Genomic DNA, 13,246 nt, shown 5'->3' on the forward strand with positions numbered 1-13,246 from the left:
ATCTGCGGCGCGTCGTTGTAGCGTGAGCCGCCTTACGCCCGGCTCAGTCAACGTCGACGAGCGCTCTGCGCGTCTCGGCGACAGCTGTGCCCGGCACCATTGACTTGATCGTCAGGAGCTGCGGAATGGCTGGGCTCACCCTGTCGGGGATCGGCAAGGTCTACGACGACGGCACCCGTGCGGTGCGCGACCTCACCATCGACATCGCCGACGGCGAGCTGATCGTCTTCGTCGGCCCCTCCGGCTGTGGCAAGACCACGGCGCTGCGGATGGTCGCCGGGCTGGAGAACATCAGCGAGGGCGAGCTGCGCATCGGCGACCGGGTGGTGAACTCGGTGCCGCCGCGCGACCGCGACGTCGCCATGGTCTTCCAGTCCTACGCGCTGTACCCGCACCTGTCGGTGCGCGACAACATCGCGTTCGGCCTGAAGCTGCGCAAGATGCCCAAGGCGGAGATCCGCAAGCGGGTGGAGGAGGCGGCTCGGGTCCTCGACCTCACCGACTACCTCGACCGCAAGCCGCGCAACCTCTCCGGTGGCCAGCGCCAGCGGGTGGCCATGGGCCGGGCGATCGTGCGCGAGCCCCAGGTGTTCCTGATGGACGAGCCGCTGTCCAACCTCGACGCCAAGCTCCGGGTGCAGATGCGCACCGAGATCGCGCGGCTGCAGCGCGACCTGGCCGTGACCACCATCTACGTCACCCACGACCAGACCGAGGCGATGACGCTGGGCCACCGGGTGGCGGTCATGCGCAAGGGCGAGCTGCAGCAGATCGCCCCGCCCCAGGAGCTCTACGACCGCCCCCGCAACATCTTCGTGGCCGGCTTCATCGGCTCCCCCGCGATGAACCTGCTGATGGGCACCCTCTCCCGGGGTGCCGACGACGCGCTGCAGCTGCAGCTGGGCTCGCAGTCGCTGCCGCTGCCCGCCTCGGTGCTCGCCGCGCGACCGGCGCTGGCCGAGCACGTGGACCGCAAGGTGGTGGTGGGCGTGCGGCCGGAGGACCTGGACGACGCGTCGCTGCGCCCCGGTGCCGACGAGGCGACCCTGCAGGTGGTGGCCGAGCTCATCGAGCCGCTGGGCTCGGACCTGGTGGTGCACCTGGGCCTGGACGCGGAGTCCGCGGCCACCGTCGCCGACCTCGCGGACCTGGCCGACCTCGACGAGCTGCCCGGTGGGGACTCCTCCGTGGGCCGCGACGGTGCAACCGCCACCATGGTCGCCCGGTTCAACCCTCGCAGCGACGTCAGCGTCGGCACACCGGTCACGGTGCGCGTCGACACCGAGCGCCTGCACTTCTTCGACCCGAGCAGCGGACTCGGAATCTGGGCAGCCGAGCCCGACCCCGGACCCGGCGCCGACACTAGGGAGGAAATCGCATGAGATCGCACCGCAAGAGATTCCTGGCGCTGGGAGCGCTCGTCACCGGGGCTGCGCTGCTCGCCGCCTGCTCGTCGAGCCAGGAGTCCTCCTCCAGCTCGTCGTCGGCCAGCCCCACCACGTCCTCCAGCGCCTCGGCGCTGCCGCAGCTCAACGGCCAGGAGTTCGCCATCCTGGGCCCCTGGACCAAGGACGAGCAGGTCACCTTCCAGAAGGTGATCGACGACTTCAACGCCAAGACCGGCGCCAAGGGCACCTACACCTCCGGTGGCGACGACGTGCCGACCATCCTGGGTACCAAGGTCGCCGGTGGCGCCCCGCCGGACGTCGCGGTGATCGCCTCCCCCGGCACGGTGGAGAAGTTCGCCAAGGAGGGCAAGCTCAAGCCCGCCAACCCGCAGGTGCAGGCGGCCGTGGGCGCCAACTACAGCCCGCTGTGGACCGAGCTGGGCAGCGTCGACGGCAAGCTCTACAGCGTCTACGCCGACGCCTCCAACAAGTCCACCTTCTGGTACTCCACCAAGGCCTTCGAGACCGCGGGCGTCACCGACGAGCCGAAGACCTGGGACGACCTGGTGAAGACCGCCCAGACGCTGGCCGACTCCGGCGTCCAGGTGCCGATCGCCGTCGCCGGTGGCGACGGCTGGACCCTGACCGACTGGTTCGAGAACGTCTACATCCGCACCGCGGGCCTGGACAGCTACGACAAGCTGACCAAGCACGAGATCCCGTGGACCGACCCGTCGGTGACCAAGGCGCTGGAGACCCTGAAGAAGATCTGGGGCAACAAGGCGCTGGTCGGTGACCCGGCCACCGCGCTGCAGACCAGCTTCACCCAGTCGGTGGCCAACACCTTCAAGAACGACGCCCCCTCGGCCATGGTCTACGAGGCCAGCTTCGTGGCCACCCAGATCGGCCAGGAGGTGCCCACCGCCAAGGTCGGCACCGACGCCAAGTTCTTCCCGTTCCCCGAGATCGACGGCTCCCCGCAGTCGGTCGTCGGTGGCGGTGACGCGGTGGTGGCCTTCACCGACAACCCCGCCGCGCAGGCGTTCCTGCAGTACATGGCCTCCACCGACGCCGCCAAGCTCATGGTGTCCAGCGAGGGCAGTGGCTTCGCCTCGGCCAACAAGACGCTGCAGGCGTCGGACTACCCGAACGAGACCCTGGCCAAGGTCGGGGCGGACATCGTCGCCGCCGGTGACAAGTTCCGCTTCGACATGTCCGACCAGACGCCCTCGGCGTTCGGCGGCACCAAGGGCCAGGGGCAGTGGAAGGCTCTGCAGGACTTCCTGGGCAACGGTGACGTCGCCGCCGCCCAGGCCCAGCTGGAGTCGGCCGCCAAGGCCGCCTACAAGTAGCTCCTCCCCGCTGCCGGTGAACCAGCCGGCAGGACATCCGATCACGAGGCAGGACGAGCACCGATGAGCCAGGACGCAGGGACGACGAGCGCTGACGTGCTCGTCAGGGCGGAACCAGACGTCGTCCCTGCGTCCCGGTCTCGGGGCGCAGGGCGCGGCAAGCGGGCGCACCCGCCCGGCGAGGGGCGCTGGCTGGCCTACGCGTTCCTGGGGCCGGCGCTGGTGCTGCTCGCCGCGGTCCTGCTCTACCCGATCGGCTACTCCCTGGCCCGCAGCTTCTTCAGCGACGCCGGCGGCGGCTGGGGCGACTGGGTGGGGCTGGACAACTACACGGCCCTGTTCACCAACCCGGACAACTTCACCGCGGTCAAGAACAACATCATCTGGATCGTGGTGGCGCCCACGGTGGTCACCATCGTGGGCCTGCTCTTCGCGGTGCTCAGCGAGCGGGTCCGCTGGGGCACCGCGTTCAAGCTCATCCTGTTCATGCCCATGGCCATCTCGTTCCTGGCCTCGGGCATCACCTTCCAGATGATCTACTCCGACCAGCCCACCCGTGGGCTGGCCAACGCGGTCGCGGTGGGCGTGCACGACACGTTCAGCCCGGCCGCCTCCTACCCCACCGTCAAGCCTCGCCCGGTCGCCGGGCTCGAGGGCGCGGAGGGAAGCGACTACACCTCCACCGCCGCCGTCGCCGCCGGCACCCCGGTGCTGCTGCCGATGGTGGGGCTGCCGGTGGCCAACCCACCCGCCGACGCGGCCCCGGCCGCACCGGCCCCGAACGGCGCGGGCCTGCACGGCACGGTGTGGAACGACTTCGCCGCCGGCGGTGGCGGCACCGTGGGCAGCATCGACTCCGGCGAGCTGGGCCTGCCGGGCCTGGAGATCCAGGCCGTCCGCGACGGCGCAGTGGTGGAGACCGCCACCGTCAGCGCCGACGGCACCTTCTCCTTCCCCTCCCTCACCGAGGGCAGCTACCAGCTGCGCCTGCCGGCCAGCAACTTCGCCGCGCCCTACGGTGGGCTGAACTGGCTGGGGCCCGACCTCATCACCCCGGCCATCCTCATCGCCTACCTGTGGGTGTGGGCCGGCTTCGCCATGGTCCTCATCGCCTCCGGGCTGGCCGCCATCCCCCGCGACGTGCTCGAGGCCGCCCGGATCGACGGCGCCACCGAGTGGCAGGTGTTCCGCCGGGTCACCGCGCCGCTGCTGGCCCCGGTGCTGATGGTGGTGTTCGTGACGCTGGTGATCAACGTGCTCAAGATCTTCGACCTGGTCTACGTGATGACCCAGGGCACCGGCAGCGGTCCGGCCGCCACCGTGCTCGCCGTGCAGATGTACAACCTGTACGCCAACGGCAGCTACGGCAGCTCCAGCGCCATCGGCATCGCGCTGGTGCTGCTGGTGCTGCCCGCCATGCTGTTCAACATCCGCCGGTTCCGAACGGAGCAGAGTTGACCACCGCAGGCACCGACCTCGTCACCGGCCGCGGGCGCACGCTGCCCCAGCGCATCGTCGCCCGGCTCACCAGCGGCACGGCCACCATCGTGCTGGTCGTCATCGCGCTGGTCTGGCTGCTGCCCACCTTCGGGCTGCTGGTCCAGTCGGTGCGCAACAAGGAGTTCTACTCCTCCGGCGGGTGGTGGCAGGCGCTGCTGCACCCCGCCCAGCTCACCGCCGACAACTACTCGGCGCTGCTGTCCACCTCGGCGATCACCGACTCCTTCCTGAACACCGTCAAGATCACCGTCCCGTCCACCCTGCTGGTGGTGCTCATCGGCGCCCTGGCCGGCTACGCCTTCGCGTGGCTGGAGTTCCCCGGCCGCGACTGGCTGTTCATCGCCGTCATCGCGCTGCTGGTGGTGCCCATCCAGGTGGCGCTGATCCCGGTGGTCAAGCTGTTCAGCACGGTGGGCATCTACGGCTCGGTCACCGGCCTGGTGGTCTTCCACGTGGCGTTCGGCCTGCCGTTCGCCATCTTCCTGTTCCGCAACTACTTCGCCGGCATCCCCAAGGACCTGCTGGAGGCGGCGCGGATGGACGGCGCCGGCGAGCTGCGCATCTTCCTCACGGTGATCCTGCCGCTGGGCCTGCCGGCCATCGCCTCGCTGGCCATCTTCCAGTTCCTCTGGGTGTGGAACGACCTGCTGGTGGCGCTGGTGTTCTCCGACTCCTCCACCCAGCCGCTCACCGTGGCGCTGTCCTCCCAGATGCGGGCATTCGGCGCCAGCATCGACATCCTGGCCCCCGGCGCGTTCCTGTCGCTCATCGTCCCGCTCGGGGTGTTCTTCGCCTTCCAGCGGTACTTCGTGCAGGGCGTGATGGCGGGCTCGGTCAAGTAGCCGGACGGGACCAGGAGTGCGCGCCGTCATCTCCCGGGTGAGCAGCGCCTCGGTCACCGTGGACGGCGAGCTGGTGGCGGAGCTGGCGGGCCCGGGGCTGCTGGTGCTGCTGGCCGTCGCCAGGGACGACCAGCCCGCGGCAGCGGCCACCATGGCCCGCAAGATCGCCGAGCTGCGCCTGCTGCGCGAGGAGCGCTCGGTGGCCGACACCGGCGCCGGGGTGCTGGTGGTCAGCCAGTTCACCCTCTACGGCGACACCCGCAAGGGCCGGCGCCCGTCCTGGTCAGCCGCGGCCGCCCCCGAGCACGCCACCGCGCTGATCCAGCGGGTGCTCGCCGAGCTGGCCCAGCGCGGGGTGCCCGCCGCCACGGGTCGCTTCGGCGCCGACATGGCGGTGGCGTCGGTCAACGACGGCCCGTTCACGGTGCTGGTGGACTGCTGACGCACGTTCGCCCGGCGGCGGCAAAGATCGTCCGCGTGCCGCGGTGCGTCTCACAATCGGACTCTCAGGAACTTCTCAGCCCGAGCGAGCGTTTGCCCAGGTCACAGCGGGTGTGACGCGGTGAGACAGGGAACTAATCACCGCCGTCCCGTCGTTGAAGTCAGTGAGAACCAACGACACGGAGGCGCACCATGACATCTGCCACCACCACCTCCACGGGAACCGCAAAGTCCATGTCCGACGGCGACCTGGACGCCCAGAGCCCCGCAGCCGACCTGGTCCGCGTGTACCTCAACGGGATCGGACGCACCGCGCTGCTGACTGCTGCTGACGAGGTGGAGCTGTCGAAGCGCATCGAGGCCGGGCTCTACGCCCAGCACCTGCTCAGCGAGGGCACCAAGATCAGCCCGGCCCGCAAGCGAGACCTGAACACCCTGGTCCGCGAGGGCCACGCCGCCCGCCAGCGCCTGCTGGAGGCCAACCTGCGGCTGGTCGTCTCGCTGGCCAAGCGCTACACCGGCCGCGGGATGCCCCTGCTCGACCTGATCCAGGAGGGCAACCTCGGCCTCATCCGGGCGATGGAGAAGTTTGACTACGCCAAGGGCTTCAAGTTCTCCACCTACGCCACCTGGTGGATCCGCCAGGCCATCACCCGCGGCATGGCCGACCAGAGCCGCACCATCCGGCTGCCCGTCCACCTGGTGGAGCAGGTGAACAAGCTCGCCCGGATCAAGCGGGAGCTGCACCAGCAGCTGGGCCGGGAGGCCACCGACGAGGAGCTCGCCATTGAGGCAGGCATCCCGGAGCACAAGATCGCCGACCTGCTCGACCACAGCCGGGACCCGGTGAGCCTGGACATGCCGGTGGGCAGCGACGAGGAGGCCCCGCTGGGAGACTTCATCGAGGACGCCGACGCCACCGACGCGGAGAGCGCGGTGATCTCCGGACTGCTGCACTCCGACATCTTCTCGGTGCTCGCCACCCTGGACGAGCGCGAGCAGCAGGTCATCCGGCTGCGCTTCGGCCTGGACGACGGACAGCCCCGCACCCTGGACCAGATCGGCAAGCTCTTCGGACTCTCCCGGGAGCGGGTCCGCCAGATCGAGCGCGAGGTGATGGGCAAGCTGCGTGCCGGCGACCGCGCGGAGCGGCTGCGCTCCTACGCCAGCTAGCCAGCACGGCCCGACGAGGCCGGGACCCGCACGGGCCCTGGCCTCGTCGGCCGTCCGTGGCCGTGCGGGAGGCCTCCGCCGCTCCGGTAGCGTGCCTGTCCATGACGAGCGTGCCCCCCTTCACCGAGCTGCTGCCCCTCACCGACAACGGCACCGAGTACCGCCTCGTCAGCACCGAGGGGGTGCGCCGGGTGGACACCGAGCTGGGCTCGTTCCTGCAGGTGTCCCCGGAGGCGCTGACCACCCTGGCCAAGGCGGCCATCACCGACATCCAGCACCTGCTGCGCACCAGCCACCTCAAGCAGCTGCGCGCCATCGTGGACGACCCGGAGGCCAGCGGCAACGACCGCTTCGTGGCCATGGACCTGCTGCGCAACGCCTGCGTCGCCGCGGGCAAGGTGCTGCCGATGTGCCAGGACACCGGCACCGCCATCGTGATGGGCAAGAAGGGTGAGCGGGTGCTCACCGGCGGTGGGGACGAGGCCGCGCTGTCGGAGGGCATCCGGCAGGCCTACGCCGAGCTGAACCTGCGCTACTCGCAGATGGCCCCGCTGACCATGTGGGAGGAGCGCAACACCGGCACCAACCTGCCCGCCCAGATCGACCTCAACGCCGTCGACGGCGACGCCTACCACTTCCTGGTGATGGCCAAGGGCGGTGGCAGCGCCAACAAGACGTTCCTCTACCAGGAGACCAAGGCGGTGCTCAACCCGCGCCGCCTGGCCATGTTCCTGGACGAGAAGCTGCGCTCGCTGGGCACCGCGGCGTGCCCGCCCTACCACCTGGCCATCGTCGTCGGTGGGCTGTCGGCCGAGCAGAACCTCAAGGTGGCCAAGCTGGCGTCGGCGCGCTACCTGGACACCCTGCCCACCGAGGGCTCTGCGGCCGGGCACGCCTTCCGGGACACCGACCTGGAGGAGCAGGTGCTGGAGATGACCCGCCAGTTCGGCATCGGCGCCCAGTTCGGCGGCAAGTACTTCTGCCACGACGTCCGGGTGATCCGGCTGCCCCGCCACGGCGCCTCGCTGCCCATCGGCCTGGCCGTGAGCTGCTCGGCCGACCGCCAGGCCAAGGCCAAGATCACCGCCGACGGCATCTTCCTGGAGCAGCTGGAGCGCGACCCCGCGCAGTTCCTGCCCGAGGTGACCGACGAGGACCTCTCCGACGAGGTCGTGCAGATCGACCTCACCCGCCCCATGTCAGAGATCCAGGCGACGCTGAGCGCACTGCCGGTGAAGACCCGGCTGTCGCTGACCGGCCCGCTGGTGGTGGCCCGGGACATCGCGCACGCCAAGATCGCCGAGCGGCTGGAGGCCGGCGAGCCCATGCCGCAGTACCTGCGCGACCACCCGGTGTACTACGCCGGCCCGGCCAAGACGCCCGAGGGCTACGCCTCCGGGTCCTTCGGCCCCACCACCGCGGGCCGGATGGACGCCTACGTGGCGCAGTTCCAGGCCGCCGGCGGGTCCATGGTGATGCTGGCCAAGGGCAACCGCAGCAAGCAGGTCACCGAGGCCTGCTCCACCCACGGCGGGTTCTACCTGGGCTCCATCGGTGGCCCGGCCGCCCGCCTCGCCCAGGACTGCATCACCTCGGTGGAGGTGCTGGAGTACCCCGAGCTGGGCATGGAGGCGGTGTGGAAGATCGAGGTGCAGGACTTCCCCGCGTTCATCGTGGTGGACGACAAGGGCAACGACTTCTTCGCCGGCACCTCCCAGCCCACCCTGCAGATCAGCTTCCGCCGCTAGTCGAGCAGCACGCCGCTAGCCCAGCACCGGGGCGCTAGCGCAGCCGGCGCGGGCCCAGGTCGGCCCGCGTCGGCTCCGGTCCGATGCGCACCCGGGCCGCGGTCACCGACGCGCCGTCCGGCGAGGCCAGGATCGGGCCGCAGGAGAGCTCGCGGATCTGGCTGACGTGCTCGGCCAGCGCGGCCACCTGGCCCACCACGAGGGCCAGGGAGTCCAGGTCCGCGGGCTCGCTGCCCCGGTAGCCGGTGAGCAGCGGCGCAGCCTTGGGCGCGCGGATCAGCTCCTCCGGCGAGGTCAGGGGCAGCACCCGGTACGCGCGGTCGCCCAGCAGGTCGGAGATCACCCCGGACAGGCCGAAGGAGATCAGCGACCCGAACGACGGGTCGTCCTGCACCGCCACCGTGCAGTTGATGCCCTTGCCCGCCATCTGCTGCACGTACACCGAGCTGTTGCCGGACACCTCCCGCAGGTCGTCGTAGGCGATGCGCACCGCGTCGTCGCTGCTCACGTCCAGGCGCACCCCGATGAGGTCGGAGCGGTCGCGCCACTGCTCCCCCATCGCCTTGACCGCCACCGGGAAGCCCAGCTCGTGCGCGGCGGCGACGGCCTGGTCGGCGTCGTGGGCGACCCGGAAGGCCGCCACCTCCACCCCGTAGGTGTCCAGCAGCGCCGCGGCCTCGTCGTCGGTGAGCCAGCGCCCCTCCGGGGCGTCGGCCAGCCAGCCCTGCACCAGCTCACGGGCCCGGGCCACGTCCACCAGCTCAGGGTGGGCCAGCGGCTCCGGGTCCGGGCCGGGGCGCTCGCGCCACTGGGCGTAGCGCACCGCCCGCGACAGCGCCAGCGCCGCCCGCTCCGGGCCGGGGTAGGAGGGCACCGAGCCGCGCGCGGGCTGCCCGTCCGCGCCAAGCACGGCCAGGGAGTCCGGAATGCCCTCGGCGGCGAGGAAGGTGGTGACCACCGGCTTGCGCGAGCCGGCCAGCGTCTCCCGCAGGGCGGTGGCGAACTCGGTGCCGGGGATGGCCACCGGCGGCACGAACACCGCGATCAGCGCGTCCACGTCGTCGGCGGCCAGCGCGTCGCCCACGGCCTTGGCGAACTCCTGCGGGGTGGCGCTGGCGCCCACGTCCACCGGGTCGCCCACCACGGTGAGCCCGCGGCTGCGGGCGGCGTCGGCGCCCAGCACACCCAGCGCCGTGGAGTTGCCCACCACGGCCACCCGCGGACCCGCAGGCAGCGGTTGGTAGGCGAGCAGCAGGGCGCAGTCGAAGAGCTGGGCGATGGACTCCACCCGGATGACGCCGGCCTCCTCGAACAGCGCCTGCACGCTCGCCTCGTCCACCTCCACGCTGGTGGCCGCCAGGCCGGCGGGCACCGCGTGGCGGCCGCTCTTGACCACGATCACCGGCTTGTTGCGGGCCAGGCGCCGGGCCAGGCGGGAGAACTTGCGCGGGTTGCCGAAGCTCTCCAGGTACAGCAGCACCACGTCGGTGGCCGGGTCGGAGTCCCAGTACTGCAGCAGGTCGTTGCCGGAGATGTCGGCGCGGTTGCCGGCCGAGACGAAGGTGGACAACCCCAGGCCACGCTCGGCGGCGGCGGCGAGGATGGCGATGCCCAGGGCGCCGGACTGGCAGAAGAAGCCCACCCGCCCGGCCGGCGGCAGCACCGGGGCCAGGGTGGCGTTGAGCGCCACCTCGGGGTCGGTGTTGGCCACGCCGAGGGCGCTGGGGCCGACCACCCGCATGCCGTGGGCGCGGGCGGCCTCCACCATGCGTCGCTCGGCGGCCAGGCCCTCGGGCCCAGCCTCGCTGAAGCCGGCGGAGATCACCACCAGCGCCTTGACGCCCTTGGCCAGGCAGTCGTCGAGCACGGCCTCCACCCCGCTGGCGGGCACCGCCACCACCGCCAGGTCCACCGGGTCGGGGATGTCGGAGACCGCGGCGTAGGCGCGGATGCCCTGCACGGAGCGGTTCTCCGCGTTGACCGGGTACACCGGCCCGGTGAACCCCGCCCGCAGCAGGTTCACCAGCACCGCGTGGCCCACCTTGAACCGGTCGGTGGAGGCGCCGATGACCGCGACCGAGGACGGGTGCAGCACGTTGTGCACGCTGCGGGCCTCCGAGGCGCGCTCCCGGAAGTTGCGCACGGTGAGCAGGGCCTCGGAGGGGTCGACGGCGAACTCCAGGTGCAGCACACCACCGTCGAAGGAGCGCTTGATCTGGTAGCCGGCCTGCTTGAACACCCCGAGCATGCTGCGGTTCTCCGACAGCACCTCCGCCACGAACGTGCGGATGCCGCACTCGGCCGCCGCCGCGGCGAGGTGCTCCAGCAGCACCGACCCCAGCCCGCGGCCCTGGTGGGCGTCGGCCACCACGAAGGCCACCTCGGCGGAGTGCCCGTCGCCGACGTTGGTGAGCCGCTCGTAGCGGCCCACGGCGATGATCTCCCCGCCCAGCAGCACCACGAACGCCACCCGGTCGTGGTGGTCGACGGTGGAGAAGCGGGCCAGGTCGCGGGCCGACATGGTGGGGTACGGACCGAAGTAGCGCAGGTAGCGGGTGCGCTCGGAGAGCTGGCTGTGGAAGCGGACCAGGTCGTCGGCCAGGTCCGGGGTCATCGGCCGCAGGTGCACCGTGCCGCCGTCGGAGGCCAGCGCGTCACCCTCCCAGTGCTTGGGGTAGTGGTAGGGGTCGATCTCCTCGGCCACCTCGACCTTGTCATCCATGGTGGACATCCTTACTCCTCAGTCCCCCTGCTCGGTCCCGCGATCTCAGTCTCGAGGGTCCTCCGGGTCCAGCCCGAGAAGCGGGAACACCGCACGTCGCGTGTCGCGAATCATGGTGTCCACCTTGGTCGTTGCTGGATCTCCGCTGGCAGCCACGCCGTCCCAGGGCTGGTGGGTGACGTCGGTGCCGTCACCCATGGTGGTGGGTACCGGCACCTGCGGCGAGAGCGTGGCCACGTGGGCGGTCCAGTCTGCGGGCACCTGCCGCTCCACGGCGACGTCGCGGTCGAGCACCGCGGCGAGCAGGTGCGTCCACGAGCGGGGCACCACCCGCAGCAGCCCGTAGCCGCCGCCGCCCATCGCCAGCCACCGCCCCTCCGCAGTCTCCTCGGCCAGCGCCCGCAGCGCCTGGAAGATGGCCCGGTGCCCGTCCACGCTCAGGCGCAGGTCAGCCAGCGGGTCCTCGCGGTGGGTGTCCACCCCGCACTGGGTGACCAGCACCTGCGGGCGGAAGGCGCGCAGCACCCCGGGAACGACGGCGTGGAAGGCCCGCAGCCACGACTGGTCGTCGGTGCCGGGCATCAGCGGCAGGTTGACGGTGCTGCCGGCCGCCTCGCCCCGGCCGACCTCCTGGGGCCAGCCGGTGCCGGGCCACAGCGTGGCGGGGTGCTGGTGCAGGGACAGGGTGAGCACCCGCGGGTCGTGCACGAACGCCGCCTGCACCCCGTCGCCGTGGTGGACGTCCACGTCCACGTAGGCGATGCGGTCGTAGCCGTGGTCGAGCAGCCAGGAGATGGCGATGGCGGGGTCGTTGTAGACGCAGAACCCGGAGGCTGCGTCGGCCATGGCGTGGTGCAGGCCGCCGCCGAGGGAGACCGCCCGGCGCGTGCGGCCGGCGGCGATCTCCCGCGCGGCGGCCAGCGAGCCGCCGGTGAGCAGCGCGCTGGACTCGTGCATGTGCTCGAAGATGGGGTTGTCCTCGGTGCCCAGGCCATGGTTGACCGCCTGCAGCTGGGTGGGCGCGCCCTTGACCGCCGCCAGGTAGGCCGGGGTGTGGATGCGCAGCAGGTCGTCGTCGGTGGCCGCCTGCGGCCGGATGGTCTCCACCCCGTCCAACAGACCCAGCCCGCGGGACAGCCGCATGGTCAGGTCCAGCCGGATGGGGTCGAGCGGGTGGTCCTCGCTCAGCTTGTAGCTGAGGTAGTCACTGGTCCACACGACTGCAGCTGGCGCCTGGCTCATGCCGGCGACGCTACTGTCTGGCAGCCGCCAGCGGGATCGCGGCGTGCCGGGCGAGCGTCTCGCCACAGCCTTCGTCGGATGACCACCCCGGTACATATACTCGTGGACAACGAAGGGGTGTGAGCGTGAACGACCTGGTCGACACCACGGAAATGTACCTGCGGACCATCTACGAGCTCGAGGAAGAGGGCGTCACCCCGCTGCGCGCCCGCATTGCCGAGCGCCTGGAGCAGAGTGGCCCGACCGTGAGCCAGACCGTGGCGCGCATGGAGCGGGACGGCCTGCTCGCCGTGGCCCAGGACCGTCACCTGGAGCTGACGCCCGAGGGCCGTGCCGTGGCTATCGCGGTGATGCGCAAGCACCGGCTGGCCGAGCGACTGCTGGTGGACGTCATCGGGCTCGCCTGGGAAGAGGTGCACGCCGAGGCCTGCCGCTGGGAGCACGTGATGAGCGAGGGCGTGGAGCGCCGCCTGGTGGAGGTGCTCGACCACCCCACGACCTCCCCCTACGGCAACCCGATCCCCGGCCTGGCCGACCTCGGAGGCACCCCGAGCCCCGTCAACGGCGCCACGCTGGTCCGGCTCACCGACGCCGCCGGCAAGGCCCCGGTGGCCGTGGTGGTGCGCCGCATCTCCGAGCACGTGCAGACCGACGCCGGGGTGATGGCCCAGCTGCGCCAGGCCGGCGTGGTGCCCGACGCCCGGGTCACCGTGGAGCGCACCCGCACCGGGGTGGAGATCACCGTCACCGGGCACACCACCGCCCACCTGCCCACCGAGATGGCGCACGCCGTCCAGGTGGAGCTGGTCGACGCAGCCGCTCCGGCCGCCAGCTAGCC

Annotated in this window: 10 protein-coding genes; 8 read left to right on the top strand and 2 right to left on the bottom strand. The window is 71.4% G+C overall.

The annotated features are described in order from the left end of the window. Positions 1 to 125 precede the first annotated feature (125 nt). The 7 genes from ugpC to ELX43_RS10235 all read left to right on the top strand — a co-directional run bounded on the left by ugpC (position 126) and on the right by ELX43_RS10235 (position 8,444). Positions 126 to 1,382: a sn-glycerol-3-phosphate ABC transporter ATP-binding protein UgpC gene (gene ugpC, locus ELX43_RS10205; protein WP_127783337.1), complete on the top strand. Its 1,257-nt coding sequence runs from the start codon at positions 126 to 128 to the stop codon at positions 1,380 to 1,382. Beyond that, positions 1,379 to 2,740, top strand: coding sequence for an extracellular solute-binding protein (locus tag ELX43_RS10210; RefSeq protein WP_127783338.1), 1,362 nt, complete (start codon positions 1,379 to 1,381; stop codon positions 2,738 to 2,740). The genes ugpC and ELX43_RS10210 overlap by 4 nt, the downstream gene beginning before the upstream one ends. 63 nt (positions 2,741 to 2,803) lie before the next feature. After that, complete coding sequence (locus tag ELX43_RS10215; RefSeq protein ID WP_127783339.1) at positions 2,804 to 4,198, top strand: ABC transporter permease subunit; 1,395 nt, start codon at positions 2,804 to 2,806, stop codon at positions 4,196 to 4,198. Then, entirely contained in the window at positions 4,195 to 5,082 is an 888-nt protein-coding gene (locus ELX43_RS10220; RefSeq protein ID WP_127783340.1) for a carbohydrate ABC transporter permease, read from the top strand. Before ELX43_RS10215 ends, ELX43_RS10220 begins: the two co-directional genes overlap by 4 nt. Before the next feature lie 16 nt (positions 5,083 to 5,098). Further along, complete coding sequence (gene dtd / locus ELX43_RS10225; protein ID WP_127783341.1) at positions 5,099 to 5,524, top strand: D-aminoacyl-tRNA deacylase; 426 nt, start codon at positions 5,099 to 5,101, stop codon at positions 5,522 to 5,524. A 191-nt stretch (positions 5,525 to 5,715) separates the two neighbouring features. Further along, positions 5,716 to 6,696 (top strand): sigma-70 family RNA polymerase sigma factor, encoded by a 981-nt coding sequence (locus tag ELX43_RS10230; protein ID WP_127783342.1) that lies wholly within the window; start codon positions 5,716 to 5,718, stop codon positions 6,694 to 6,696. 101 nt (positions 6,697 to 6,797) lie between these two features. Continuing rightward, positions 6,798 to 8,444 carry a fumarate hydratase gene (locus tag ELX43_RS10235; protein WP_127783343.1) on the top strand — a complete coding sequence of 549 codons (1,647 nt, stop codon included), beginning with the start codon at positions 6,798 to 6,800 and terminating at the stop codon, positions 8,442 to 8,444. Between the two features lie 34 nt (positions 8,445 to 8,478). Here ELX43_RS10235 and ELX43_RS10240 read toward each other — a convergent pair whose 3' ends face one another. Together ELX43_RS10240 and ELX43_RS10245 are read right to left on the bottom strand one after the other, a co-directional pair. Continuing rightward, positions 8,479 to 11,175 (bottom strand): bifunctional GNAT family N-acetyltransferase/acetate--CoA ligase family protein, encoded by a 2,697-nt coding sequence (locus ELX43_RS10240; RefSeq protein WP_127783344.1) that lies wholly within the window; start codon positions 11,173 to 11,175, stop codon positions 8,479 to 8,481. A 36-nt stretch (positions 11,176 to 11,211) separates the two neighbouring features. After that, positions 11,212 to 12,408: an acetoin utilization protein AcuC gene (locus ELX43_RS10245; RefSeq protein ID WP_127783345.1), complete on the bottom strand. Its 1,197-nt coding sequence runs from the start codon at positions 12,406 to 12,408 to the stop codon at positions 11,212 to 11,214. A gap of 125 nt (positions 12,409 to 12,533) precedes the next feature. On the opposite strand from ELX43_RS10245, the gene ELX43_RS10250 reads away from it, so the two are divergent. Continuing rightward, positions 12,534 to 13,244: a metal-dependent transcriptional regulator gene (locus ELX43_RS10250; RefSeq protein ID WP_127784814.1), complete on the top strand. Its 711-nt coding sequence runs from the start codon at positions 12,534 to 12,536 to the stop codon at positions 13,242 to 13,244. Positions 13,245 to 13,246: the final 2 nt, after the last annotated feature.

This window comes from Rhodococcus sp. X156 (assembly GCF_004006015.1).
GTDB lineage: Bacteria > Actinomycetota > Actinomycetes > Mycobacteriales > Mycobacteriaceae > X156.